This window comes from Pseudomonas sp. BF-B-26 (assembly GCF_019956495.1).
Taxonomy (GTDB): domain Bacteria; phylum Pseudomonadota; class Gammaproteobacteria; order Pseudomonadales; family Pseudomonadaceae; genus Aquipseudomonas.
The window spans coordinates 54,360-81,253 of the sequence record NZ_JAHBDP010000061.1; the positions used below are offsets into that span (position 1 = coordinate 54,360).

Here is a 26,894-nt window from a genome sequence, read left to right on the forward strand (position 1 = left end):
CACAACTCAAAACTTACATTTAAAGACTTCCAACCTCTCGACTAACTATCAACAACCTTTACCCTTCTTCATAAAAAACCTAGTTGATACGTAGTCCTATTCTTCTTCAGTTGTAGGATTGTTCCTATATTGCCGCTGCAGGTCCGTCAGCTCATGCGTCGTCTCAACTATCTGAGCTAAGGTGCGCGCTTTATTAGAGCTCGTATGGGATTTGATTATGAACTCCGTTTTTATTGTCGACGATCACCCTGTCATCCGCCTAGCCGTCAGAATGTTGCTTGAACATGAAGGTTACAAAGTCGTCGGCGAAACTGATAATGGGGTCGACGCCATGCAGATGGTTCGCGAATGCATGCCTGATCTGGTCATTCTCGACATCAGCATTCCCAAACTGGACGGGTTGGAAGTTCTCGCCCGTTTCAACGCAATGAGTACCCGCCTGAAAACATTGGTATTAACAGCACAGTGCCCCACACTTTTCGGTATTCGCTGCATGCAGTCCGGTGCATCGGGATATGTGTGCAAACAGGAAGACCTGAGTGAACTGGTCAGTGCTATAAAGGCAGTATTGTCAGGTTACAACTATTTTCCAAGCCAGGCCTTGAATCCAGTTCGCAGCGATGACGCACGTTTCGCCGACCTGGAACTGTTCAAGTCAGTCAATGACCGGGAACTGATGGTCTTGCAACTCTTTGCCCAAGGACGCACCAACAAGGAAATTGCCAAAGGCATGTTTCTGAGCAACAAGACTGTCAGCACTTATAAAAAACGCCTCATGCAAAAACTCAAAGCCAAATCCCTGGTTGAACTCATCGATATGGCAAAACGTAACGCGTTAGTGTGAGAGACAGGATGCCCAGTCGTATAAAGGATTATCTGACACTCATGGCGGCAGGTTTATGCCTGAACACCGCAGTGGCCGCTGCGCAGACCGTCAGCGAGAACTACACCCTGATGAGTCGCTCGATGGCCGGGCACCAGGAACTCCAACTGGATCCATCACAACGACAATGGATTGAGCATAAACGGGAACTGATCCTTGGCACGTCAGCCCCGGACTACCCCCCTTTCGACCTGACCATCAGTGGGCACGACTACGAAGGTTTTACCGCCGATTACGCAGGTATCCTTGGTAAAACAACCGGTTTGCCCATCAAGGTTCTGCGCTTTGCGTCCCGGGAGGCCGCGATCGAGGCACTCGAAAACGGCAAGATCGATTTGCTGGGGACCGCCAATGGATTCGAAGCTCACAATGCTGACATCGTACTTTCCAACCCCTACGCCGTAGACCAGCCGGTTCTGGTGACACGCGAAGGTGAAACCAGATCCTTGACCGATGGCCTGGCCGGTCTACGGCTGAGCATGGTGTATCACTATTTGCCGCTGGAGGAGGTCAAGGCGATGTATCCGGGGGCGATCATCACGTCCTTTCCGTCCTACCAGAATGCGATCAATGCCGTTGCCTTCGACCAGGCTGACGTTTTTCTGGGTGACACCATTTCCACCCATTACATGATCAACAAGGGGTATCTGAACAATATCCGCATGGCCAACTTCGGCAAACACGAAGCCCACGGCTTCAGCTTTGCGGTGCACAAGGACAACCCGCAGCTGCTCGCGATCATCAACGCAATGCTCATGGCCATCCCCACCAGCGAACGAGACAACATTGCCAAACGCTGGAGTGCCGGCAGTGACATGCTGCTCACCGATCAAAAACTGCAGCTCACCCACAACGAGGAACGCTGGCTGGCGCAAAACCCGGCAGTACGTGTGGTGGTCAATGAGGCTTTTGCACCGCTGACGTTTTTCGACAGTGATGGCAACTTTCGTGGGGTTACCGCGGACTTGCTAGAGCTGATCAGATTGCGCACCGGCTTGCGCTTCGACGTCCGTCGCAGCCGCAGTGACGAGGAGATGATCGAGCAGATCAGGGACAACAAGGCCGACGTGATCGCCGCCCTGCTCCCCAGTGCCCAACGTGAAACGACGTTGAACTTCACCCGCCCCTATCTGCAAAACTCCTTTGTCCTGCTGACTCGCAAAGCCGCCGACAGCCCGGCAAGCCTTGCGCAGTTGCAGGACAAACGCCTGGCAATCGCCCAAGGCAATCCCCTGGTGGATTACCTGCGCAGCGAGTTCCCGCGGATAAAGCTGATTGAAACCCCGGACACGTTCAGTGCCGTGGAGTTGCTGGCCGAGGGCAAGGCAGAAGGTGCGGTGAACTCACTGGTGATTGCCAACTACTTCATCTCATCGCAGCTCTTTGAGCAGACCCTACAAATCAGTACCACCATCGGCACCCGGCAGGCCGCGTTTTCCCTGGCCACAGGCCGGGAAGCCAAAGAACTGAACACCATCCTCGACAAGGCGCTGCTGAGCATTGCCCCGGAAGAACTGGGCATCATCAACAGCCGCTGGCGCGGCTATTCGGCGTCTTCGCAAAGTACTTGGCGCAATTATCACCGGCTGTTCTACCAAATCGTTATCGGTGCCGGGGTGCTGCTGCTGATTTCCGTTGCCTGGAACGCTTACATGCGTCGCCAGATAAAGCAGCGTCAGGCAGCCGAGCGTGCATTGAACGATCAACTCGAATTCATGCGGTCACTGGTCAACGGGACGCCTCATCCCATCTACGTCCGCGATCGCCAGGGACTGCTGCAAAGCTGCAACGACAGTTATCTGGAAGCCTTCTGCGCCAGACGTGAAGACGTGATCGGCAAAGGCGTCATGCAAGCCAACATGAGCAATGCATTCGAAGCCCGGGAATATCAGGCCGATTACCAGCGCGTCATGGCCGAGGGCAAACCGCTGATTCTCGATCGCCCACTGCACATCGGCGACCGCAGGCTGACGATTTACCACTGGATACTTCCCTACCGTGATTCGAGCGGTGAAGTACAAGGCATCATTGGCGGCTGGATCGACATCAGCGAACGGCGGCAACTGTTCGATGATCTGCGTTATGCCAAAGAGCGCGCCGATGAAGCCAACCGTGCCAAAACCACATTTCTGGCGACCATGAGCCATGAGATCCGCACCCCGATGAATGCGGTCATCGGCATGCTCGAACTCACGCTCAAGCGCATTGATCATAAGCACCCGGATCGCCCGGCCATCGATGTGGCGTACAACTCGGCGAAGGACCTGCTGGAGCTGATCGGAGACATTCTCGACATTGCACGGATTGAATCCGGACAGCTGAGCCTGAGCCCGGAACGGGTCAATCCAAGTGAAATCGTGGCCTCGGTGGTGCGGGTCTTCGATGGACTGGCGCGCCAGAAAAGTCTGCGGCTGCTGCTGGAATTTCACCCTGCCAATCCGGGGTTTGATGTCCTGTTGGACCCGATGCGCTTCAAACAGGTGCTGTCCAACCTGGTGAGCAACGCCATCAAGTTTACCGAGCACGGCCAAATCAGGATCATCGTCGACCTGCAGCCGACCGCCGAGCCTGAACGGGTCCGGATGCTGTTGCAGGTTCACGACAGCGGCATAGGGATCAGTGAACAGGATCAGCGGCGGTTGTTCGAACCTTTTGCTCAGGCCGATCACGCCGGGCAGTCAGCCAGAGGTGGTGCGGGGCTTGGGCTGGTGATCAGCCGCAGCCTGTGCGAAATGATGGGCGGCAGCCTGCAATTGAGCAGCCAGCCGGGTGTCGGCACTCACGTCGAGGTGTCATTGCACCTGGCCACGCTGCCATTCGTACGGAGGCCGGAGACGGCTGAAGCGCAAATCCGCACCACGACGATCCCCTTGAATGTTCTGGTGGTCGACGATCACCCTGCCAATCGCTTGCTCATGTGCCAGCAACTGGAGTTTCTGGGCCACCGATTCAGCGTCGCGCCAGATGGCCAGGCGGGATTTCAGGCATGGGAAGCCGAGCCGTTCGACCTGGTGATTGCCGATTGCAACATGCCGATCATGAACGGATACGAACTGGCCCGCGCCATTCGCCGACATGAACAAAAAACACACCGCCCGCCCTGTACCGTGCTGGGTTTTACCGCCAACGCACAACCGGAAGAAATACAACGCTGCAAACAAGCCGGGATGGACGACTGCCTGTTCAAGCCCCTGACCCTGACAGCCTTGAGTCAGTGGTTTGAAGGTATCAGGCCAACCGTCCGCGACCCCGCGTTCAGCCTGCAAGGATTGCGTCTTTTGACCGGCGGAGATCCGGTATTGGACCAGCGATTGTTGACCGAACTGTTGAACAGCAACCGTCTGGACCGACAAGAACTGCTGGCGCTGTCTCCCTCCAAAGAACCTCAGCCATTTCTCGACGTCGCCCACAAAATCAAGGGCGCCGCCCGAATCGTCCAGGCGTCCCGGGTGATCGACAGCTGCGAGGCGATGGAAAAGGCCTGCCATGAAGTGTTCCGTCACGACGAAGTGGCCGATTGCAGCAAGGCTATAGAGCGCGCCCTGCTCGAACTGGAGCAAGCATTACAGCAACAGATCGGTCAAAACGACAAAAGCAGAATGACCGAGCCTTAACTATGCTTGGACGCTGAGCAGTGCGTTAACCATCATGGAGAGACCTGCAATGCCCAGCCCACTGCGCCCGGATCAACGTCGGTTTCCCCTGCACGTCCATATCAGCGTGATGTTCACTTTCCTGCTGTTGCTGACAGGCGTGGTGCTGGGCCTTTTCAACTACCAGCAAACCACGCAGATCATTCTTTCCAGCAGTGAAAAGCTCTTCAACCGCATCGAGCAGGACGTCCGTCTCGACCTGCACGCCACTTATGAACCGATTCGCCATCTGCTGACCCTGCTGGCGGAATACCCGGCGACCCAGGCACCTGACCTGGCGCAACGCCTGGCGCTGCTCAAACCCTTCAGCCAGTCGCTCAAGGACAACCCCGACCTGGCTTCGTTGTATCTGGGCTATGGCAACGGTGATTTCTTCATGGTTCGGCCCTTGCGAACCCCCGAGCTGAAAACGCTCCTCAAGGCACCGGATACTGCGGCTTATCAGGTGTGGAGCATTGAGCGAACAGGCAACAGCGGTCAGGTCCACTCCCAATCATTGTTTTTCGATCAGGATCTGGCCCTCATCAGCCACCAGGACAACCCCGACGAAACCTACGATCCGCGAACCCGCGCCTGGTATGCCAACGCCCATAGCGACAGCGATCAGATCACTACCGAACCCTACATCTTTTTCTCCACCCACAATGTCGGCACTACCCTGGCCCGGCGCAGTGGCGAACAGGCTGTCATGGGTGCCGATCTGACCCTGGCGGAACTCTCCGCGACCCTGGCCAAACATGTCGTGACCCCCAATACCGAAATAGTGCTGTTCGATGCTGAAGGGGATGCCATCGCGTATCCCGACAGCCGCAAACTGATCATCGACGATCAGACTGCCCGCCTGATCAAAGCCGCCGACCTGAGCCCCAGTCTTGGCGCATTGCTCAACAACCCCCTCGCAGGCAATCGCCTGAATGTCGCCGGTCGTCAATGGATCGTTGCCCGCAGCAGCATGCAGGAAGGCGGCCCCCAAGGGCTGCAACTGGCGCTGCTGGTGCCGGAAGATGAGTTACTCGTCGATGCCTACCGCATGCGCTGGCAAGGCGCGCTGATTACCCTGGCCACGCTGTTGCTGTGCCTGCCGGTGGGCTGGCTGACCTCGCGGGTTCTGGTCAAACCCCTGCGCGCGCTGGTGCGGGAGGCCGATGCGGTTCGCAGTTTCGACTTCAACTTCCCGGCCTCGCGTCGCTCTCCCGTGCTCGAAGTCGACCAACTGAGCGTGTCGATGACGCGCATGAAAGACACCCTGGCGAGTTTTTTCCAGATCACCGACAGCCTGAGCGCCGAGACTCGCTTCGCCCCCTTGCTGGAACGCGTTTTGTTTGAAACCGTGAAAATCGGCCAGGCCCAGGCCGGTCTGATCTACCTGCGTGAAAGTGATGGCGATCGCATGGAACCCCATGGTCTGGTCCTCAACGGCACGTCACGGGCATTGTCGTCATTTGATCTTCAAGGACATGAACTCCAGGCTCCGCAAAGCCCTGCATGGCTACAACAGCTGTCGAATGCCGACAACGTCGTCACCACGTTTGGTTTTGAACAGGCCGGGGATTTGCAAAAGGTATTGCTTGCACTGGAGTGTCCCCGCGTCCATCTGATCGGTATTCGGTTACACAATCGTCATAACGAAACCGTGGGCCTGCTGGTCCTGCTGTTGGCCGATACCGGCCAGCAGAGCGATCTGGAGAAACTTCGTCCGGACCGCATCGCGTTCCTCCAGGCCGTGTCCGGCGCGGCCGCCGTGAGTATTGAAAGTCAGCGTCTGCAAGCCAAACAAAAACAACTGCTGGATTCCTTCATTCAACTGCTGGCGGGTGCGATTGACGCCAAAAGCCCCTACACCGGCGGTCACTGCCAGCGAGTACCGGCGCTGACCCTGATGCTCGCCCAAGCCGCCGCTGCCAGCCAGGACCCGGCCTTCAGTGGCTATCAACCCAACGAAGATGAATGGGAAGCGCTGCACATCGCCGCCTGGCTGCACGACTGCGGCAAGGTCACCACGCCGGAATATGTAGTCGATAAAGCCACGAAGCTGGAAACCCTTAACGACCGTATTCATGAAATCCGCACCCGCTTCGAAGTACTCAAGCGCGATGCCTGGATCAACTATTGGCAAGCAATGGCCCTGGGCGGTAACGAGCAGCACCTGGCCGAACTGCGTAACACCACGCTGGCGGGGCTGGACGATGATTTCGCGTTCGTTGCCCGCTGCAACCTGGGTGGCGAGGCGATGGCCGAATCAGACCAGCAACGCCTGCGCAGCATCGCCCAACGCACCTGGACCCGAACCCTGGATGACCGGCTGGGCGTTTCCTGGGAAGAGAACCGGCGTCAGGCGCGGACCCCGGCACCGACACTGCCGGTCAGCGAGCCATTGCTGGCGGACAAACCCGAGCACCTGGTCGAACGGCCCGAAGCCGAACTGATTCCGCAGGACAATCCCTGGGGGTTCAAGCTCGATGTGCCGCGCTACAAGTACAACCGGGGCGAGCTGTACAACCTGAGCATTGCCCGAGGCACCCTGACCCGCGAGGAGCGTTACATCATCAATCACCACATGGTGCAGACGATTCTGATGCTCAGCCACCTGCCCTTCCCCGGCCACCTCGCCAACGTCGCGGAGATCGCCGGCGGCCACCACGAGAAAATGGACGGCACCGGGTATCCCAAACAGTTGAAGCGCGAAGAAATGAGTCTGCCGGCGCGGATGATGGCGATTGCCGATATTTTCGAAGCCCTGACCGCCGCCGATCGACCCTACAAAAAAGCCAAGTCCTTGAGCGAAGCGCTGGGCATCATGGCCACGATGTGCCGGGATGCTCACATCGATCCCGAGTTGTTCGGGCTGTTCGTCAACGCGCAAATCTACTTACAGTACGCCAATCGATTCCTCGATCCCCAACAGATCGATGCGGTTGATCCGACAAGCCTGCTGGTCAAGGCAGGCCTGACATGATCAGCAGTCGGTCAGGCGCAGGAAAATCGCCGCCAATTGCTCAATACCGGCCTGATCTTCAGCGCTGAAACGCGCCAGTTTCGGGCTGTCGAGGTCCAGCACGCCAATCAATCGACCGTCCTTGACCAGTGGCACCACCAGTTCGCTGTTCGATGCGCTGTCGCAAGCGATGTGCCCGGGGAACGCGTGCACGTCCTCGACCAACTGGGTCTGCAAGGTGGCCGCCGCCGCTCCGCACACGCCTCGGCCGAACGGAATCCGTACGCAGGCGATTTGTCCCTGAAACGGGCCAAGTACCAGTTCTTCGTTGCGATTGAGGTAGAACCCGGCCCAGTTCAGGTCATCGAGCTGGTTGAACAGGAACGCAGAAAACTGCGCGGCGTTGGCAATGAAATCCCGCTCGTGCGCCAGCAATGACTCCAATTGCGCCCACAGCATGCCGTAGCCTTCGAGGCCCTGGCCGCTCTTTTGTAAATCGATCATGCCTTGTGCTCCAACAGCTTCAGCCCGACCCAATAGCGGGCAAATTGATACGCGCAACGTCCGTTGCGATTACCGCGGCCCGTGGCCCAGCGAACTGCGAGGATGTCCAGTTCTTCGTCTCGCTGCCACTTGAGGCCCGCCTTGTCGGCCAGTTGACCGATCCAGTGTTCGACGACGTTAAGGAAGTGCTCCTGGGTAAACGGATAGAACGACAGCCACAATCCAAAACGATCCGACAGCGCAATCTTGTCTTCCACCGCCTCGCTGGGATGGAGTTCGCCGTCAACGCGTTTCCAGTTTTCGTTATCGCTTTCCTTTTCCGGCACCAGATGGCGACGGTTGGACGTGGCGTACAGCAAGACGTTATCCGGTGCCTGTTCGAGAGAGCCGTCGAGCACGCTTTTGAGCACGCGATAATCGCCCTCGCCCGACTCGAACGACAGGTCATCGCAGAACAGCACAAAACGCTGGGGCAGCTTGGCGATCTGTTCGACCACTCGCGGCAAGTCCGCCAGGTGATCGCGCTCGATCTCGATCAGCCGCAGACCGGCCTTCGCGTGTTCGGCCAGCAAGGCGCGAATCAGCGATGATTTACCGGTGCCGCGCGAGCCCCAGAGCAACGCGTGGTTGGCCGGCATGCCATCGAGGAACTGCTGAGTATTTCGCCCCAGTTGCTCCCGTTGCCGGTCGACACCGATCAGGTCGGACAAACGCATGTCGAGGCTGACTTCCAGCGGCAATAGAAATCCGCTGCGACCCTCGCGCTGCCAGCGCGCGGCAAGGCAATGATTCCAGTCGATCGCTTGCCGAGGGGCGGGCAGCAGCGGTTCGATACGGGCCAAAACGGCATCGGCGCGTTCAAGAAAAGCATTTAATCGGGAATCCACGTCTTCTCCTCGGGCTCGTTCACAGTAATGATGGCGATACAGCGACGAAACACAGCGTTCGGTGTCAGGTTCAGCCCTTTGCACAAGGGCTCGCGAGAACATCGGTATCCATGCATCATCGGCTATGCTTGAGCAGCGAAGGGAAACGGAAGTGGTTCAACACCCCATGGATATCAAGTTCACCAACCGGCTGTCCTACAAGCAAGCCAGGCTTACTGTGCTGGTCGGTTTCATTCTGGGCACGCTGCTCAGCCTGCTGCAAATAGGCATCGATTATGCCAGTGAAGACGCCTCCATCAACCGCGAAATCCTGTCTTTGCTGGAAATCAGCCATAACCCCGCGTCCCGCATCGCCTACAACATCGACGCCGAACTCGCTCAGGAACTGACCCTGGGCCTGTTGCACTCGCCGGCGATCATCGGCGCGCAATTGATCGACAACAACAATAACGTGCTGGCCAACGTCAAACGCCCAGGCGTGCAAAGCAGCTATCGAGTGATCAGCGACTTCCTGTTCGGCGCCAACCGGCAGTTCGAAGACCGTCTCTACCTGGATCACTTGCCGACCGAATCCCTCGGCACCCTGCGTCTGGACGTCGACACCTATTCATTCGGTAACCGGTTCCTGCGTCGGGCCGAGGTGACCCTGCTCAATGGCTTCGCTCGCAGCCTGCTGCTGACCGGCATCCTGCTGGCGTTGTTCTACGTGATGCTGACCAAGCCTTTGGTGCGGGTCATCCGTGAACTCAGCAGTCGCGACCCGCGCAGTACGGAGTCGACGTCGCTGGAGTGTCCGACGGACCATGAAAATGATGAAATCGGTGTACTGGTCAAAGTTGCCAATCAACAATTCGAAAACATCGCCACCGAAATCCAGCAGCGGCGCAACGCCGAAAACCGCCTGACCGACTACCTCGGGCAACTGGAGAACATCGTCTCGGCCCGCACCGCGGAACTCAAGGCGATCAACTCGCGGCTCAGCCAATCCAACGAGGAGCTGGAAGTCGCCCGCAGGACCGCCCTGGACATGGCCGAAGCGCGCTCGGTGTTCCTGGCCAACATGAGCCACGAGATCCGCACGCCGCTCAATGGCCTGCTGGGGATGATCGCGCTTTCCCTGGACGGCCCGCTCAATGCCGAGCAACAGCAACAGCTGTCCATCGCCCATGACTCGGGCAAAGTACTGGTGGAACTGCTCAACGATATTCTCGATTTGTCGAAGTTCGATGCCGGCCAACTGGAGCTCGAACATATTCCGTTCGACCTCGGTTCGCTGATTGAAGACACCGCCAACCTGCTATCGCAAAACGCCGCGCCGAGTGTCGAGCTGAGCTGCCTGATCGACCCACAGTTCCCGGCCCTGGTGCTTGGGGATCCGACCCGGGTCCGACAGATCGTCAGCAACCTCTTGTCCAACGCCCTCAAGTTCACCCGTTTCGGTCGCGTCGATGTGCGCCTGTCGACGTTCGGGGACGGCGTCAGAATCGAAGTCTGCGACACCGGCATCGGTATCGCCCAGGATGCCCAGGTCAAGATCTTCCAACCCTTCACACAGGCGGGTGCCGGCATTACCCGGCAATTCGGCGGAACCGGGTTGGGCCTGGCATTGACCTACAACCTCTGCGAAGCCATGCAAGGGCGTCTCACCATCAGCTCGGAAGCAGGCTTCGGCAGCCAGTTCTGTGCAGACCTGCCGCTGCCCAGCCACACCCGCGCCCTTCCCCCGGCCTCTTTACAGGGCAAGGTCATCGCCATCACCGCCGCCAGCAGCGGTCTGGCAGAACTGTTGAAAAGTGTATTACCCGGCTGGGGGCTCGACTATGAGCAGCGTTCCATCGATGACTCGTTACTGGGCCTGAATCCCGACGTACTGATTACCGATTGCCCCGAATGCCTGTTTGGCCTGCGTCCTTCGTGTACAGCCCCCATTTTGCTGGTCACCGCTTACGGCAATTTCATGCCCAGCGAACAAGCCCTCGCCCTCGCTCCCTTACAGCAACAGGCGCGGCCTCTGGCACGCAACGCGCTGTACCAGACGCTGCGGCGAACCCTGCAGCCGGAACTCAACACGATCAACGGTGCCCGGCTTGACGCCCTTTCCCCACAACGACGCGGACGCGTGCTGCTGGTGGAGGACAATCCGGTCAACCAACTGGTGGCCAAGGGGATGCTCGGAAAACTCGGTTGCGAGGTGATTGTCGCCGGTCACGGTGGGGAGGCGCTGGATCAGCTGGAGCAGAGCGAATTCGATCTGGTGCTGATGGACTGCAACATGCCGGTGATGGACGGCTACGAGGCCAGTCGGCAAATCCGTCGCAGCGGACGCTGGCCACAGCTGCCCATTGTCGCCCTGACCGCCAACGCCATGTCCGAAGAGCGCGAACGCTGCCGTGCGGCAGGCATGAGCGATTACCTGGCAAAACCCTTCCGCCGGGAAGAGTTGGCGGCCCTGCTGGACTTGTGGGTTCCTACTACGACAGCGCTTTGATTTGCCCCAAAAGGTGATCAAGGCCATCGCGCAGATCATTCAGGCGATCCAGATCCACACCGCTGTCGCATAACAGACGGGCCTTGAGCGGCCCGACCTGATCGCGCAAAGCCTTGCCGGTTGGCGACAGGCTCAAGTGCACTTCCCGCTCGTCCCGCGCCGAGCGCTGACGCTGAACCAGTTGCAGTTGCTCAAGACGCTTGAGCAACGGCGTCAGCGTGCCGGAATCCAGCGCCAGGCGTTCGCCCAACGCCTTGACCGTCGGTTGCTCAGGGGCCGCCTCCTGCCATTCCCACAACACCAGCATCGCCAGGTATTGCGGGTAGGTCAGGCCAAGCTGATCGAGCATCGGCTTGTAGGCGCGGATCACCGCCCGGGAAGCGGCGTACAGCTTGAAGCACAGTTGACTGTCAAGCTTCAGGGAATCGACTGACAAGGTGTTCATTTGAGCAGGGCTTCGATCTCGCGGGTCAGGTCCTGCGGCTTGGTCGCGGGGGCGAAGCGCTTGACCAATTGGCCGTCCTTGCCAATCAGAAACTTGGTGAAGTTCCACTTGATGCCTTGGGAACCCAGCACACCCGGCGCGCGCTTTTTCAATTGAACGAACAGCGGATGGGCACCTGCGCCATTGACTTCAATCTTTTTGAACAGCGGAAAACTGACGCCGAAGTTCAACTCGCAGAACTCGGAAATCGCCCCTTCGTTGCCTGGCTCTTGCTTGCCGAACTGGTTACACGGAAAACCCAGCACCACCAAACCTTGATCCTTGTAGGTCTGCCACAACTCTTCAAGGCCTTTGTACTGCGGGGTGAAGCCGCATTTGCTCGCGGTGTTGACCACCAGCACGGCCTTGCCGGCGAAATCGGCCAGGGTCTTTTGCTCACCCTTGATGGTGGTGCAAGGGATGCTCAGCAGGTTGTCGCTCATGGCTCGGACTCTAAATGAGGGAAGATGAGACGAACATAGCGAGCAATTGAATTGTGTGCAATTTAATAAATCGATTGCAGAACAACCGTAGGAGCATGGCTTGCCGGCGATGGCGTTCTTGAGATCGCCATCGTCGGATCGCCGCCCGGAGCAAGCTCGGCTCCTACAGGGCTCGCATTACGAGCGCGGTACCAGGTCCAGGCACACCGAGTTGATGCAATAACGCAGGCCGGTCGGCGGCGGACCGTCCGGGAACACGTGCCCCAGGTGCGCATCGCATTTGGCGCAGACCACTTCGGTGCGGATCATGCCGTGGCTGACGTCACGGATCTCGACCATGGCGCTGTCGCCAATCGGCGCATAAAAGCTCGGCCAGCCGCAGCCGGAGTCGAATTTGGTTTTGGAGTCGAACAGCGGCTCGTTGCAGCAGATGCAGTGGTAGACACCGTCAGTTTTGGTGTCGTTGTACTTGCCGGAGAACGGTCGCTCGGTGCCCTTGAGGCGGCAAACGTTGTACTGCTCCGGGTCGAGCATCGCCTTCCATTCTTCCTGGGTTTTTTCCAACTTTTCCATCGTCACACCTCAGCAGCTGAAAAAGCCCGATCTGTACCTTTTCCACGGATCGGGCGGCACGTATGATTGCGCCTCGTCAAACGCCAGTCTGGCAGCCAGACCACGCGCATTCAAACGGATTTATGGGTGCTGCTTCTCAAGGCGTCAGGCCTGTGTGAATACGCAGGATTCCCAGTACGGTTGTTCATACGCCGCCTGGATCGTTCATTTTCGGGAACACATCGCCATGCAGGTCAGCAAATCGAACAAGCTCGCCAACGTCTGCTACGACATTCGCGGCCCAGTGCTCAAGCACGCCAAACGCCTGGAAGAGGAAGGCCATCGCATCCTCAAGCTGAACATCGGCAACCCGGCGCCTTTTGGTTTCGAAGCGCCGGATGAAATCCTCCAGGACGTCATCCGCAACCTGCCGACTGCTCAGGGCTACAGCGATTCCAAAGGTCTGTTCAGCGCCCGCAAGGCCGTGATGCAGTACTACCAGCAAAAGCAGGTAGAAGGCGTCGGCATTGAAGACATCTATTTGGGCAACGGCGTTTCCGAGCTGATCGTGATGTCGATGCAGGCCCTGCTCAACAACGGCGACGAAGTGCTGGTGCCGGCCCCGGACTACCCGCTGTGGACTGCCGCGGTGAGCCTGTCGGGCGGCAACCCGGTGCATTACCTGTGCGACGAGCAGGCCAACTGGTGGCCGGATCTGGCCGACATCAAGGCCAAGATCACCCCGAACACCAAAGCACTGGTGATCATCAACCCGAACAACCCGACGGGCGCGGTGTATTCGAAAGAAGTCCTGCTGGGCATGCTGGAACTGGCCCGTCAGCACAACCTGGTGGTTTTTTCCGACGAGATCTACGACAAGATTCTGTACGACGATGCCGTGCACATTTGCACGGCTTCCCTGGCGCCAGACCTGCTGTGCCTGACGTTCAACGGTTTGTCCAAGTCCTATCGCGTAGCCGGCTTCCGTTCCGGCTGGATCGCCATTTCCGGCCCGAAACACCACGCCCAGAGCTACATCGAAGGCATCGACATGCTGGCGAACATGCGCCTGTGTGCCAACGTGCCGAGCCAGCATGCGATCCAGACCGCCCTCGGCGGCTACCAGAGCATCAATGATCTGATATTGCCCAACGGACGCCTGTTGGAACAGCGCAACCGTACCTGGGAACTGCTCAACGACATTCCCGGCGTGAGCTGCGTCAAGCCAATGGGCGCGCTATATGCATTCCCACGGATCGACCCGAAAGTCTGCCCGATCCATAACGACGAGAAATTCGTGCTCGACCTGCTGCTGTCGGAAAAGCTGCTGGTGGTTCAAGGCACCGCCTTCAACTGGCCATGGCCGGACCACTTCCGTGTGGTGACCCTGCCGCGCGTGGACGACCTGGACATGGCCATCGGACGTATCGGCAACTTCCTCAAGTCCTATCGCCAATAACCTGCCTGTCACCGTGCGACGCTTGCGCAAGTCGCACGGTGATTGATTCAGCAACATTTCTTTGCACCCTGCCGAACATCGCTTCTTCAATCGCTGACTGATGACTCGTTGTGTGCTCGCGTCTAACAACGGCGGGGTTTACGACGTAAATTGGCTGACAAACACTTCCTGCATCGACGTCGGAAATGCCCTTCAAACAGCTAGACTGTTGCCGTAGGACACAGTTTGAAATAGTCACCCGGTTGAATAGCCCGAGTCAGCACCTTATATACCCCGCAGTACGCTACATCTTTAGCATGAGGAGATTTCTACAACCATGATGCGCATCCTGCTGTTTTTGGCCACTAACCTGGCGGTCGTGCTGATTGCCAGCATCACCCTGAGCCTTTTCGGCTTCAACGGGTTCATGGCGGCCAACGGGGTTGATCTCAACCTCAATCAGCTGCTGATTTTCTGTGCGGTCTTTGGTTTCGCCGGCTCGCTGTTCTCGCTGTTCATCTCCAAGTGGATGGCGAAGATGAGCACCAGCACCCAAATCATCAGCCAGCCGCGCACACGTCACGAGCAATGGCTGCTGCAAACCGTCGAGCAATTGTCCCGGGAAGCCGGGATCAAGATGCCCGAAGTCGGTATTTTTCCGGCCTACGAGGCGAACGCCTTTGCCACCGGCTGGAACAAGAACGACGCGTTGGTCGCGGTCAGCCAAGGGCTGCTCGAGCGTTTCTCGCCTGATGAAGTGAAGGCCGTTCTGGCCCACGAAATCGGCCACGTCGCCAATGGCGACATGGTCACCCTGGCATTGGTCCAGGGCGTGGTGAACACCTTCGTGATGTTCTTCGCACGGATCATCGGCAACTTTGTCGACAAGGTGATCTTCAAGAACGAAGAAGGCCAGGGCATCGCCTACTACGTGGCGACCATCTTCGCCGAACTGGTCCTGGGCATTCTGGCCAGCGCCATCGTCATGTGGTTCTCGCGTAAACGCGAATTCCGTGCAGACGAAGCCGGTGCACGTCTGGCCGGCACCGCCGCAATGATCGGCGCCCTGCAACGCCTGCGTGCCGAACAGGGGCTGCCGGTGCACATGCCGGACACCCTGACGGCTTTCGGCATCAACGGTGGCATCAAACAGGGGTTCGCCCGCATGTTCATGAGCCACCCGCCGCTGGAAGAGCGTATCGACGCGTTGCGTCGTCGGGGCTGAGAGGTTCCGCACTAAAAGAAAAGGCCCGCAGTGAATGCGGGCCTTTTTTTGTCTGCTGATTTTTGCAGTGTGCTTCAGGGCCTCTTCGCGAGCAAGCCCGCTCCCACATTGGATCTTCGGTGCACAGAGATCGAGTGTGGGAGCGGGCTTGCTCGCGAAGAGGCCAGCACAAACAACATCAATTACCGGCTGGAAACCCGATAAACCCGCTCTTCAAGCCGCGTAACGCCGCTTTCCAGGAACTTCCAGCTTTCGCCCAGAACGTCCTGGTCCTCCAGAATCTTCAGCTCCCACGAAGTACCGAACAACCGCTGCACTTCGTCATCCAGCACGGCAAAGGGCGGCCCTTCCATTTGTGCCTGGTCGTAATCCAGGGTAATCAGCAGCCCCAGCGAATCCTTCGGCACAATCCGCTTCAGATGCTCAGCGTATTGCTCGCGCATCTTCGGTGGCAAGGCGATCAACGCAGCGCGGTCGTACAGCGCACTGCAATCGGCGACATCGCCGGCCGTCAACGCGAAGAAATCACCACACCAGATCTCGATCGAGCCCGCCCGATAGACCGTGAAGGGGCCTTGATCGCTGACGTCCGGGTCAAATTGATGCTCGTGGAAAAAGTCTTCCACCGCTTTTTCCGACAACTCGACGCCCAGCACCTCGTGACCGCATTTCGCCAGCCACAGCAAATCCAGGCTTTTCCCACATAACGGCACCAGTACGCGCGCGCCCTCTTCCAGGCCCAGCTGCGGCCAGTACCGTTGCAGATATGGATTCACTTCCGGCAGGTGAAAGCCGATCTGATTCGACGTCCACCGCTTGTGCCAAAACTCCGGCTGCATAATTAATCCCGAAAATTCGATCAAAAGACCCTAAAACTTATATTAGATTTAGATCAATGATCTGACTGAAGATGATGCCATCTTACCCCTCAGGAGCTCTTTCATGTTCCCCAGCCTCTACATATCCCATGGCTCGCCCATGTTGGCACTGGAACCAGGTGCCAGCGGGCCCGCCCTCGCTCGCCTGGCCGCAGAATTGCCGAAACCCAAAGCCATCGTAATTGTTTCTGCGCATTGGGAAAGCAATGAATTGCTGGTCAGCGGCAACCCCCAGCCTGAAACCTGGCATGACTTCGGCGGCTTTCCGCAGGCATTGTTCGACGTGCAATACCCGGCGCCCGGCAATCCACAATTGGCCGCAGAGGTTGTCGAACTGCTGAAAAGCGATGGCCTGCCCGCACGCATCGACGCCGAACGGCCATTCGACCATGGTGTCTGGGTGCCCTTGTCATTGATGTATCCACAAGCCGACATCCCCGTGGTGCAAGTCTCGCTACCCACCCGCGGCGGTCCGGCCTTGCAGACCCGCGTCGGTCATGCCCTGGCCAGTCTGCGCGAACACGGCGTGCTGTTGATCGGCTCCGGGAGCATCACCCACAACCTGCGCGAACTGGACTGGCACGCCGGCACAGAAAGCGTCGAACCCTGGGCCCAGGCCTTTCGTGACTGGATGATCGAAAAACTCGCTGCCAACGACGAAACCGCGTTACACGATTACCGCCAGCAAGCACCGAATGCAGTGCGCAACCATCCCAGTGATGAACACCTGTTGCCGTTGTACTTTGCGCGCGGCGCGGGAGGGACATTCAGCGTGACCCACAAGGGATTCACCATGGGCGCCCTGGGCATGGACATTTACCGATTCGGGTAATGACAGAACCGAGGCCTGTGGCGGCCAGGCTCAGACCACATCAACCCCGACGTGAATCGCATCGTGCCGCCAAAACTCCAGATCACAATCGATCAACCGCTCATGTTGATCGTAATTGACCCGAGCGATGCGCAACCCCGGACTCCCCACCGACACCCGTAAAGCCGCCGCCGCATCCACCGACAACGCCGTCGGCACAATCTCGAAACGCACCCGCCCATAGTGCAAGTCGTAATGCCGCGCATACAGCTCTGTAATCGACTGATTCAGATCGAAATCCAGAATCCCCGGAAAAAACTGCGGATTCAAATAGTGCTCTACATACAACACCAGCCGCTCATCAATCCGCCGTGCCCGGCAAATCTGAATCACGCTGGACAACGCCGGCAACTGCAACCAGGCACAGACCGCCGCCGACGCCGGTTGCAACCGCGCGGAAATCACCTCGGTAGACGGCACCCGCCCCTGTGCACTGACCATCGCGTGAAAGTGACTGCGCTGCATCAGGTTATAGGCCAGGCGCGGTGGCGATACGAACCAGCCACGGCGCTCCTCCCGATAAATCTGCCCCTGGGCTTCCAGTTGCAACAACGCTTCACGCACGGTAATCCGCGTGGTCCCGAACAACTCACTGAGCTTGCGCTCGGCCGGCAGTTTGCTCCCGGGCGCCAACAGGCCATGGTCGAGCTGTTCCTGCAGAACCTGCCCGATGGCTGTCACCGCTTTGGTTGTCTCGATGCGCATCAACGTTACCTATCTGGACTAGACCAGCACTGTTTCGGGGCGGAACCGCGATTCAAATCGGTTCCCTCAACTCCCGACAAGCCTAGGCACTGCACATGACTGACAGATGACAAAGCCGCCGAACGGTTGATCCAGACACCTGCAAATTCACGGCCAAGTCCTTTTATATCAGCCTATTAGCCATGGTCTACGCTTACTCCGAAGCCTGACCATTGCCGCTCAAGAAATATAGGCCGACCGGTCGTCGACATCAAAATGTCATCAGAGACGCCTAAATTGGCTCAGGTATTGCTGACCTAGACCAACATAACCGCAATCGCAGCGTTGAAAACGCCCAAAGGAGCTTCGGATGAAACAGCTTTTCCTGGCCTCACTGTTAGGCTCGACCATTGCCATGTGTACCGCCGCGATGGCGGCTGATAGCGATTTGAAAACCCTGGAAGCCGCGGCGAAAGCGGAAGGAGAGGTCAACAGCGTCGGCATGCCCGACAACTGGGCCAACTGGAAAGGCACCTGGGATGACCTGGCCAAGAACTACGGCCTGAAACATATCGACACCGACATGAGCTCGGCCCAGGAAATCGCCAAGTTCGCCGCTGAAAAAGACAACGCCACTGCCGATATCGGTGATGTCGGTGCAGCGTTCGGTCCGATCGCGGTGAAACAAGGCGTTGTTCAACCTTACAAGCCAAGCACCTGGGATCAGATCCCGAGCTGGGCAAAGGATAAGGACGGCAACTGGGCGCTCGCCTACACCGGCACCATCGCGTTCATCGTCAACAAAAAGTTGCTGCACGGCTCCGACGCTCCGACCAAATGGGCTGACCTCAAGAACGGCAAATACAAAGTTTCCATCGGTGATGTGAGCACCGCAGCCCAAGCCGCCAACGGTGTTCTGGCTGCCGCGCTCGCCAATGGTGGCAATGAGAAAAACCTCCAGCCGGCGCTGGATCTGTTTTCCGAGATCGCCAAACAAGGCCGCCTGTCGATGGCTAACCCGACCATTGCCACCATGGAAAAGGGTGAAATCGAAGTCGGCGTGGTCTGGGACTTCAACGGTCTGAGCTACAAGGCCAAAATGGTCAACCCGAATGACTACACCGTGCTGATTCCATCCGATGGCTCGGTGATCTCCGGTTACACCACCATCATCAACAAATACGCCAAGCACCCGAATGCCGCCAAACTGGCCCGCGAATACATCTTCAGCGACGCCGGCCAGATCAACCTGGCACGCGGTAACGCCCGTCCGATCCGCGCCGAGCATCTGACGCTGCCGGCCGAGGTTCAGGCCCAGTTGCTGCCTAACGAGCAGTACAAAAAGGTCACGCCGATCAAAGACGCCGACGCATGGGAAAAGACCTCCAAAGCCCTTCCGCAGAAGTGGCAGGAAGAAGTCATCGTCAATATGAAGCAATGATGCAACCCTCGTAGGAGCAAGGCTTGCCCGCGATGGCTTCACCTCGGTCACCAGACAGACCGGGGTGCCTGCATCGCGAGCAAGCTTTGCTCCTACAGGTGTTTTGAATATCTGTTTAGCGGAGTTCCAGCCCCTATGAAGCACAACGTCATCCTTGTCGTGCTCGACGGCCTTAATTACGAGGTCGCCCGTCACGCCATGGGGCACCTGCAGGCTTATGTCGGCGCAGGACGCGCGGCGCTCTACAAACTGGAGTGCGAATTGCCGGCACTGTCCCGACCGCTTTACGAGTGCATCCTGACCGGCGTCACGCCGATCGACAGTGGCATCGTTCACAACAACGTCTCACGCTTGTCCAACCAGCGCAGCATCTATCACTACGCCAGCGATGCCGGCCTTGTCACCGCCGCCGCGGCCTATCACTGGGTCAGTGAGCTGTATAACCGTTCGCCGTTTAGTGCGCCGCGGGATCGTCACACCGACGACCCGGACCTGCCGATCCAGCACGGACATTTCTACTGGAACGATCACTACCCGGACTCGCACCTGTTCGCCGACGCCGAAAACCTGCGCCTGCGTCATGCGCCGAACTTTTTACTGGTCCACCCCATGAACATCGACGACGCCGGGCACAAGCACGGTCTCGACACCTCGCAGTACCGTAACAGCGCCCGCTCGGCCGACATTATTCTGGCCGACTATCTGCAAACCTGGCTCGACGCCGGGTATCAGGTGCTGGTGACCGCCGACCATGGCATGAACAACGACCGCTCCCACAACGGCTTGCTGCCGGAAGAACGCGAAGTACCGCTGTTCGTCCTCGGCGACGCTTTCAGCTTCAATGCCAACGCCGCACCGAAACAGACTGAAATCTGCGGCACCGTCTGTGAACTGCTGGGTGTGCCCCACGACAAACCTGTATGCCGGGAGCTGCTCAAGTGAACACCATGAAGCGCGGAAAATGGCTGGCAGCCTTGTGCCTGGTGCCTTTTGCACTGTTCTTTATCGTGTTCCAGATCGCGCCGCTGTCCTGGGTGATGATCAACAGCCTGCAATCGGAAGAGTTCGGCTGGGGCATCGCCAACTTCACCAGGATCTTCAATTCGAAGTTCTATCTGCAGGCGATCCAGTTCAGCCTCGAGATCAGTTTCTGGTCCAGCGTGTTCGGGATCATCATCGCGGTGCTCGGCGCCTACTCCCTGCGCCGGGTCGACTCGAAACTGCGCAACTTCGTCAACGCCTTCGCCAACATGACCAGCAACTTTGCCGGCGTGCCTTTGGCCTTCGCGTTCATCATTCTGCTGGGCTTCAACGGTAGCTTCACCATCATGCTCAAGCAGGCCGGGATCATTCAGGACTTCAACCTGTATTCGAAAACCGGGCTGATCATTCTCTACACCTACTTCCAGATTCCGCTGGGCGTGCTGCTGCTCTACCCGGCCTTTGATGCCCTGCGCGAAGACTGGCGTGAATCCGCCGCGCTGCTCGGCGCCAATGGCTGGCAGTTCTGGCGGCACATCGGTTTGCCCGTGCTGACCCCGGCGCTGCTCGGTACGTTTGTCATCCTGCTGGCCAACGCCCTGGGCGCCTACGCCACGGTGTACGCCCTGACCACCGGCAACTTCAACGTGCTGCCGATCCGCATCGCAGCGATGGTTTCCGGCGACATTTCCCTGGACCCGAACCTGGCCAGTGCCCTGGCCGTGGTGCTGGTGGCGTTGATGACCCTGGTGACCATCGTGCATCAGTTGCTGTTGAAGAGGAGCTACCATGTCTCGCGCTGAACTGAGCCCCGTCGGGGTCTATCACCGGGTGGTGGTGTATTTGCTGTTTGCCATCCTGTTGCTACCGTTGCTCGGAACGCTGATCTACTCGATCGCCAGCAGTTGGTCGGCGACCATTCTGCCCAGTGGCTTCACCGTTAAATGGTACGTGGAGCTGTGGAGCGATCCGCGGTTTCTTCATTCGTTCGGCCAATCGCTGCTGGTCTGCGTCGGCTCGCTGATTCTGTCCGTGGTGCTGATTCTGCCGTTGCTGTTTGTGGTGCATTACCATTTTCCGAAACTCGATGCGCTGATGAACATCCTGATCCTGCTGCCCTTCGCGGTGCCGCCGGTGGTGTCGTCGGTGGGTCTGTTGCAGCTCTACGGTTCGGGGCCGTTCGCGATGGTCGGGACGCCGTGGATTCTGATCGGCTGCTACTTCACCGTGGCGCTGCCGTTCATGTACCGGGCGATCACCAACAACTTGCAGGCGATCAACCTGCGAGACCTGATGGACTCCGCCCAACTGCTCGGTGCCAGCACCTGGCAAGCGGCGTTCCTGGTGGTGCTGCCAAACTTGCGCAAAGGTTTGATGGTGGCGTTGCTGCTGTCGTTCTCGTTCCTGTTCGGTGAGTTCGTGTTCGCCAACATCCTCGTCGGGACCCGCTACGAAACCCTGCAGGTCTACCTCAACAACATGCGCAACAGCAGCGGCCACTTCACCAGTGCGCTGGTGATTTCCTATTTCTTCTTTGTGCTGGTTCTGACCTGGGCTGCCAATATTTTGAACAAGGACAAAAGCCAATGAGCTTCGTCAGCGTCCAACACCTACTGAAAAGCTACGCAGGCACCACGGTGTTCAGCGATATCAACTGTGAAATCCAGAAGGGTGAGTTCGTTACCCTCCTCGGCCCGTCCGGTTGCGGCAAGTCCACACTGCTTCGCTGCATCGCCGGGCTGACCTCGGTGGACGGCGGCAAAATCCTGCTCGATGGCCAGGACCTCGTTCCGTTGAGCCCACAGAAACGCGGGATCGGCATGGTGTTCCAGAGCTATGCGCTGTTTCCGAACATGACCGTCGAGCAGAACGTCGCCTTTGGTTTGCGCATGCAGAAGGTCAACGCCGACGACAGCCACAAGCGTGTTGCCGAAGTACTGAAACTGGTGGAACTCAATGACTTCGCCGCGCGTTATCCGCATCAACTGTCCGGCGGCCAATGCCAGCGAGTCGCCCTCGCCCGCTCGTTGGTGACCCGGCCTCGCCTGTTGTTGCTGGATGAACCGCTGTCGGCCCTCGATGCGCGAATTCGCAAGCACCTGCGTGAACAGATCCGTCAGATCCAGCGTGAACTCGGCTTGACCACGATCTTCGTCACTCACGATCAGGAAGAAGCCCTGACCATGTCCGACCGGATTTTCTTGATGAATCAGGGAAAGATCGTACAGAGCGGCGACGCCCAGACCCTTTACACCGCACCCATCGATATCTTTGCCGCTGGTTTCATCGGCAACTACAACCTGCTGGACGCCGACAGCGCCACAAAACTGCTGCAGCGACCGATTACCCACCGCATCGCGATTCGCCCGGAAGCCATCGAACTGAGCCTCAACGGCGAACTCGACGCACAAATCCGCAGCCACAGCCTGTTGGGCAACGTGATTCGCTACCGGGTCGAAGCCAGGGGCGTGGAATTGGTGGTAGATGTGCTGAACCGCTCGGCGGCCGATTTGCATCCCGATGGTCAGCGTCTGGCGCTTTCCATCGATCCGACGGCCCTGTGTGAGGTAGCCTGATGACTTTGCTGATGTTGAAGAGAGAACCGCACTGATGGCCCTGGCAATTTTTGATTTGGACGAAACCCTGATCCACGGCGACTGCGCCACCCTCTGGAGCGAACAAATGGGTCGCCTGGGTTGGGTCGATCCCGAGTCGTTCATGCGTCAGAACAATGAACTGATGGACGCCTACAGCCACGGCAAACTGCGGATGGAGGAGTACATGACCTTCAGCCTGGAGCCGATGATCGGGCGCACCCCCGAAGAGGTCGACCATTTGGTAGGGCCTTGGGTGGAAGACTTCATCGAGCCGATCATTTTCAGTGACGCCACCAAAGCCATTGCGGCCCATCGCAAGGCCGGCGACCGGATTTTGGTGATTTCGGCGTCGGGCACGCACTTGGTCAGGCCGATAGCCGATCGTTTGGGCATTGACGAGATTCTCGGCATCGAGCTGGAAGTGGCACATGGGGTGTATAGCGGCAACACCGTTGGCACGCTGACCTACCGCGAAGGCAAGATCACGCGTTTGCTGGAGTGGCTGGATGCGGAAGAGGAAAACCTGGAAGGCGCCAGTTTCTATTCCGACTCACGCAATGATTTGCCGTTGCTGCTGAAAGTAGATTTCCCACACGTGGTAAACCCGGATCCGGTACTGCTTGAGCACGCTGAAAAAGCCGGCTGGCCGATCCATACCTGGAAGTAACCACAGGGCCCGCTCCCACAGTGATTACACCAGGCTTTCGTCGATCACCAACACCAACTTTCCCGACACCTTATTAGTCGCCAACTCCGCAAACGCCGCTTCGGCGTCCTTGATCGGGAAGGTCTTGGCCAATTGCGGGCTCAAACGCCCTTCGGCAAACAGCGGCCAGACATGTTGGCTGAGATCGCTGAACAGATCCGCCTTGAACTGTTCGTCGCGACTGCGCAAGGTCGAACCCAGCAGTTGCACGCGCTTGGCCAATACCTGCGCCAGATCCAGCTGCGCCTCACGACCGCCCATCAGGCCGATCAGCACCCAACGACCATCGAGCGCCATCAGTTTCAGATTCAGCGCGGCATAGTTGCCGCCCACCGGGTCGAGAATCACATCGAACGGCCCCAGGTCACTCAAGCTGTCCAGATCCCCGTTGCGCACGACCCCACCTTGGGCGCCCAGCGCTTCGCAGTAAGCCAAACGCTCGGCGGAACCGACGCTGACCCAGCACGGGTTACCAAACGCCTTGCACAGCTGAATGGCAGCTGAACCGATTCCACTTGCTCCAGCGTGCAGCAGAACTTTCTCACCCGGCTTGAGCGCAGCCAGTTGAAACAAATTCAGCCAAACGGTCGCATACACTTCTGGCAGCGCTGCCGCCTCAGCCAGGGACAAACCTTCGGGAACCGGCAACACATGCCGTCCGTCGACAACTACCTCCTCGGCCATCCCGCCCCCGGCCAGCAAGGCGCAAACCCGATCCCCGACCTGCCAGGACGAGCCCGGGCCCACCTCGCTGATCACCCCCGAACACTCAAGACCCAGTACCTGACTGGCTCCCGGCGGTGGCGGATAAAGACCCGCTTTCTGTAACAAATCGGCGCGATTGAGACCCGCAGCCGCCACTCGAATCCGAACTTGTCCTACATCGCATGTAGGACTGGGCTCTTCAACCCACTCCACTCGACCTTCAACGCCTTGCAATGCTTTCACAGTGCCTCCATAGTGAGTCTGGACTGAGCCCGTAGCTGTAGCGCCGGGCTTTCTTGCATTATGCGACCGGCCCTTGGGTCTGTACGAAAGCTAACAGGCAGTTTCCATACAGAGACTAGTGGTACCGGCGACTTCAAAGACGGCCTAATATGCGTGATCAATTGTCCCCGCGTCGAATCAGCATGAAGCATTTTTTCCCCAGCACCGCCCTAGCCCTATTCATTGGTATCGGTCTGTTGCCGATGTCGACCAGTTCGTTTGCAGCCAATAGCTGGGACAAGCTTCAGCCTGATCGTGACGAAGTGATCGCCAGCCTGAACGTCGTCGAATTGCTGAAGCGCCATCACTACAGCAAGCCGCCGCTCGATGACGCGCGCTCCGCGATCATCTATGACAGCTACCTCAAACTGCTGGACCCGTCGCGCAGCTACTTCATGGCCAGCGACATTGCCGAATTCGACAAGTGGAAAACCCAGTTTGACGATTTCCTCAAAAGCGGCGACCTGAATGCCGGGTTCACCATCTACAAGCGCTACCTGGACCGCGTCAAAGCGCGTCTGGACTTCGCCCTTGCCGAGTTGAACAAAGGCGTCGACAAGATCGACTTCACCACCAAGGAAACCTTGCTGGTCGATCGCAAGGACGCCCCTTGGCTCAAGTCCACCGCAGAACTCGACGACCTGTGGCGCAAACGCGTCAAGGACGAAGTCTTGCGGCAGAAGATCGCGGGCAAGGACTCCAAGCAGATTCAGGAAACCCTGACCAAGCGTTACAAGAATCAGTTGACGCGCCTGGACCAGACCCGTGCGGAAGATATCTTCCAGGCGTACATCAATACCTTCGCCATGTCCTACGACCCGCATACCAACTATCTGTCGCCGGATAACGCGGAAAACTTCGACATCAACATGAGCCTGTCCCTCGAAGGCATTGGCGCCGTGTTGCAGAGCGACAACGACCAGGTGAAAGTCGTACGTCTGGTACCTGCCGGCCCGGCCGACAAGACCAAAATGGTTGCACCGGCCGACAAGATCATCGGTGTTGCCCAGGGCAACAAGGAAATGGTCGACGTGGTCGGCTGGCGCCTGGACGAAGTGGTCAAGTTGATCCGTGGGCCCAAAGGCACCGTGGTGCGCCTGGAAGTGATCCCGGCCAGCAATGCGCCGAACGACCAGACCAGCAAGATCGTCCCGATCACCCGCGAAGCGGTGAAGCTTGAAGACCAGGCGGTGAAGAAGTCGGTCCTCAACCTGAAACAGGACGGCAAGGACTACAAGCTCGGCGTCATCGAGATCCCCGCCTTCTACCTGGACTTCAAGGCTTTCCGTGCTGGCGATCCGGATTACAAGAGCACCACTCGCGACGTCAAGAAACTGCTGACCGAGTTGCAGAAAGACAAGGTCGACGGCGTGGTCATCGATCTGCGCAACAACGGCGGCGGTTCCCTGCAGGAAGCCACCGAGCTGACCAGTCTGTTCATCGACAAAGGTCCGACCGTTCTCGTGCGTAATGCCGATGGTCGGGTCGATGTACTGGAAGATGAAAACCCGGGGGCCTTCTACAAAGGGCCGATGGCGTTGCTGGTCAACCGCTTGTCTGCCTCGGCTTCGGAAATTTTTGCCGGCGCCATGCAGGACTATCACCGCGCATTGATCATCGGTGGCCAGACCTTCGGTAAAGGCACCGTGCAGACCATTCAGCCGCTGAACCATGGCGAACTGAAACTGACGCTGGCCAAGTTCTACCGGGTTTCCGGCCAGAGCACCCAGCATCAGGGCGTACTGCCGGACATCGATTACCCGTCGATCATCGACACCAAGGAAATCGGCGAAAGCGCACTGCCTGAAGCCATGCCGTGGGACACCATCCGCGCGGCCATCAAGCCTGCGGTCGATCCGTTCAAACCGTACATTTCGCAGCTCAAATCCGAGCATGACGTACGCTCGGCCAAAGACGCGGAGTTCGTGTTCATCCGCGACAAACTGGCCCTGGCGCAGAAACTGATGACGGAAAAAACCGTCAGCCTCAATGAAGCCGATCGTCGTGCACAACACGCCGATATCGAAGCCAAGCAACTTGCCATGGAAAACATCCGTCGCAAGGCCAAGGGTGAAGAGCCGCTCAAAGAGCTGAAGAAAGAAGACGAAGACGCGATCGCGGCCGAGCCAGACAAGACCAAACCAGAAGACGATGCCTACCTGAGCGAGACCGGGCGGATTCTATTGGACTACCTGAAACTCAATACCGCGGTAGCCAAGCACTAAGTTGTAACAAGCAAGATGATGGCAATTTAATG

22 protein-coding genes are annotated in these 26,894 nt (G+C 58.2%); 14 read left to right on the forward strand and 8 right to left on the reverse strand.

The genetic code is table 11. The annotated features are described in order from the left end of the window. Positions 1 to 217: 217 nt before the first annotated feature. From KGB03_RS09285 to KGB03_RS09295, 3 genes are read left to right on the forward strand one after another with little or no spacing between them, the layout of a single operon-like run. Positions 218 to 844, forward strand: coding sequence for a response regulator transcription factor (locus KGB03_RS09285; RefSeq protein ID WP_111452367.1), 627 nt, complete (start codon positions 218 to 220; stop codon positions 842 to 844). 8 nt (positions 845 to 852) lie between these two features. Beyond that, complete coding sequence (locus tag KGB03_RS09290) at positions 853 to 4,497, forward strand: transporter substrate-binding domain-containing protein (protein ID WP_223526888.1); 3,645 nt, start codon at positions 853 to 855, stop codon at positions 4,495 to 4,497. A gap of 49 nt (positions 4,498 to 4,546) precedes the next feature. Next, entirely contained in the window at positions 4,547 to 7,492 is a 2,946-nt protein-coding gene (locus KGB03_RS09295) for an HD domain-containing phosphohydrolase (protein WP_223526889.1), read from the forward strand. Here the strand turns inward: KGB03_RS09295 and KGB03_RS09300 are convergent, their stop codons facing one another. Together KGB03_RS09300 and KGB03_RS09305 are read right to left on the reverse strand one after the other, a co-directional pair. After that, positions 7,493 to 7,975 (reverse strand): GAF domain-containing protein, encoded by a 483-nt coding sequence (locus KGB03_RS09300; RefSeq protein ID WP_218537712.1) that lies wholly within the window; start codon positions 7,973 to 7,975, stop codon positions 7,493 to 7,495. It lies immediately after the preceding gene. Next, entirely contained in the window at positions 7,972 to 8,862 is an 891-nt protein-coding gene (locus KGB03_RS09305) for an ATP-binding protein (RefSeq protein ID WP_111452371.1), read from the reverse strand. The genes KGB03_RS09300 and KGB03_RS09305 overlap by 4 nt, the downstream gene beginning before the upstream one ends. 166 nt (positions 8,863 to 9,028) lie before the next feature. Here KGB03_RS09305 and KGB03_RS09310 point away from each other — a divergent pair, with 166 nt between their 5' ends. Continuing rightward, on the forward strand, positions 9,029 to 11,350 hold the full coding sequence (locus tag KGB03_RS09310; protein ID WP_305729602.1) for a response regulator: 2,322 nt from the start codon (positions 9,029 to 9,031) through the stop codon (positions 11,348 to 11,350). On the opposite strand, the gene KGB03_RS09315 is transcribed toward KGB03_RS09310, so the two are convergent. From KGB03_RS09315 to msrB, 3 genes are all read right to left on the reverse strand, one after another. After that, positions 11,334 to 11,795: a MarR family winged helix-turn-helix transcriptional regulator gene (locus tag KGB03_RS09315; RefSeq protein ID WP_008145868.1), complete on the reverse strand. Its 462-nt coding sequence runs from the start codon at positions 11,793 to 11,795 to the stop codon at positions 11,334 to 11,336. The two genes, KGB03_RS09310 and KGB03_RS09315, sit on opposite strands and share 17 nt — an antisense overlap. Next, entirely contained in the window at positions 11,792 to 12,277 is a 486-nt protein-coding gene (locus tag KGB03_RS09320) for a glutathione peroxidase (protein ID WP_008002671.1), read from the reverse strand. Before KGB03_RS09320 ends, KGB03_RS09315 begins: the two co-directional genes overlap by 4 nt. Before the next feature lie 177 nt (positions 12,278 to 12,454). Then, on the reverse strand, positions 12,455 to 12,850 hold the full coding sequence (msrB, locus tag KGB03_RS09325) for a peptide-methionine (R)-S-oxide reductase MsrB (RefSeq protein WP_111452373.1): 396 nt from the start codon (positions 12,848 to 12,850) through the stop codon (positions 12,455 to 12,457). Between the two features lie 226 nt (positions 12,851 to 13,076). Here msrB and KGB03_RS09330 point away from each other — a divergent pair, with 226 nt between their 5' ends. After that, positions 13,077 to 14,288: a pyridoxal phosphate-dependent aminotransferase gene (locus KGB03_RS09330; RefSeq protein ID WP_111452405.1), complete on the forward strand. Its 1,212-nt coding sequence runs from the start codon at positions 13,077 to 13,079 to the stop codon at positions 14,286 to 14,288. Positions 14,289 to 14,604: 316 nt separating this feature from the next. Continuing rightward, entirely contained in the window at positions 14,605 to 15,492 is an 888-nt protein-coding gene (gene htpX / locus KGB03_RS09335; RefSeq protein ID WP_008145865.1) for a protease HtpX, read from the forward strand. 182 nt (positions 15,493 to 15,674) lie between these two features. Here htpX and KGB03_RS09340 read toward each other — a convergent pair whose 3' ends face one another. Further along, a complete protein-coding gene (locus tag KGB03_RS09340; RefSeq protein WP_223526890.1) occupies positions 15,675 to 16,331 on the reverse strand; it encodes a thiopurine S-methyltransferase in 657 nt (218 codons plus the stop codon). Positions 16,332 to 16,434: 103 nt separating this feature from the next. Here KGB03_RS09340 and KGB03_RS09345 point away from each other — a divergent pair, with 103 nt between their 5' ends. After that, complete coding sequence (locus KGB03_RS09345; protein ID WP_111452376.1) at positions 16,435 to 17,202, forward strand: DODA-type extradiol aromatic ring-opening family dioxygenase; 768 nt, start codon at positions 16,435 to 16,437, stop codon at positions 17,200 to 17,202. Positions 17,203 to 17,232: 30 nt separating this feature from the next. Here KGB03_RS09345 and KGB03_RS09350 read toward each other — a convergent pair whose 3' ends face one another. Continuing rightward, on the reverse strand, positions 17,233 to 17,946 hold the full coding sequence (locus tag KGB03_RS09350) for a UTRA domain-containing protein (RefSeq protein ID WP_008145862.1): 714 nt from the start codon (positions 17,944 to 17,946) through the stop codon (positions 17,233 to 17,235). Between the two features lie 349 nt (positions 17,947 to 18,295). Between KGB03_RS09350 and KGB03_RS09355 the strand changes: the two genes are divergently transcribed. The 6 genes from KGB03_RS09355 to KGB03_RS09380 all read left to right on the forward strand — a co-directional run bounded on the left by KGB03_RS09355 (position 18,296) and on the right by KGB03_RS09380 (position 23,611). Then, positions 18,296 to 19,366 (forward strand): ABC transporter substrate-binding protein, encoded by a 1,071-nt coding sequence (locus KGB03_RS09355; protein WP_111452377.1) that lies wholly within the window; start codon positions 18,296 to 18,298, stop codon positions 19,364 to 19,366. A 135-nt stretch (positions 19,367 to 19,501) separates the two neighbouring features. After that, a complete protein-coding gene (locus tag KGB03_RS09360) occupies positions 19,502 to 20,308 on the forward strand; it encodes an alkaline phosphatase family protein (protein WP_111452378.1) in 807 nt (268 codons plus the stop codon). A gap of 5 nt (positions 20,309 to 20,313) precedes the next feature. Continuing rightward, positions 20,314 to 21,150 (forward strand): ABC transporter permease, encoded by an 837-nt coding sequence (locus KGB03_RS09365; protein WP_165934027.1) that lies wholly within the window; start codon positions 20,314 to 20,316, stop codon positions 21,148 to 21,150. Then, the gene (locus KGB03_RS09370; RefSeq protein WP_134102889.1) at positions 21,137 to 21,937 is read left to right on the forward strand and encodes an ABC transporter permease; all 801 of its coding nucleotides are present in this window, start codon (positions 21,137 to 21,139) and stop codon (positions 21,935 to 21,937) included. Before KGB03_RS09365 ends, KGB03_RS09370 begins: the two co-directional genes overlap by 14 nt. Next, a complete protein-coding gene (locus tag KGB03_RS09375; RefSeq protein WP_008145851.1) occupies positions 21,934 to 22,923 on the forward strand; it encodes an ABC transporter ATP-binding protein in 990 nt (329 codons plus the stop codon). The genes KGB03_RS09370 and KGB03_RS09375 overlap by 4 nt, the downstream gene beginning before the upstream one ends. Positions 22,924 to 22,957: 34 nt before the next feature. Beyond that, entirely contained in the window at positions 22,958 to 23,611 is a 654-nt protein-coding gene (locus KGB03_RS09380) for an HAD family hydrolase (RefSeq protein ID WP_218537710.1), read from the forward strand. Between the two features lie 24 nt (positions 23,612 to 23,635). On the opposite strand, the gene KGB03_RS09385 is transcribed toward KGB03_RS09380, so the two are convergent. Then, positions 23,636 to 24,598 carry a zinc-binding dehydrogenase gene (locus KGB03_RS09385; RefSeq protein WP_111452380.1) on the reverse strand — a complete coding sequence of 321 codons (963 nt, stop codon included), beginning with the start codon at positions 24,596 to 24,598 and terminating at the stop codon, positions 23,636 to 23,638. Positions 24,599 to 24,780: 182 nt separating this feature from the next. On the opposite strand from KGB03_RS09385, the gene KGB03_RS09390 reads away from it, so the two are divergent. Next, positions 24,781 to 26,862 (forward strand): carboxy terminal-processing peptidase, encoded by a 2,082-nt coding sequence (locus tag KGB03_RS09390; RefSeq protein ID WP_165934026.1) that lies wholly within the window; start codon positions 24,781 to 24,783, stop codon positions 26,860 to 26,862. Positions 26,863 to 26,894 lie beyond the last annotated feature (32 nt).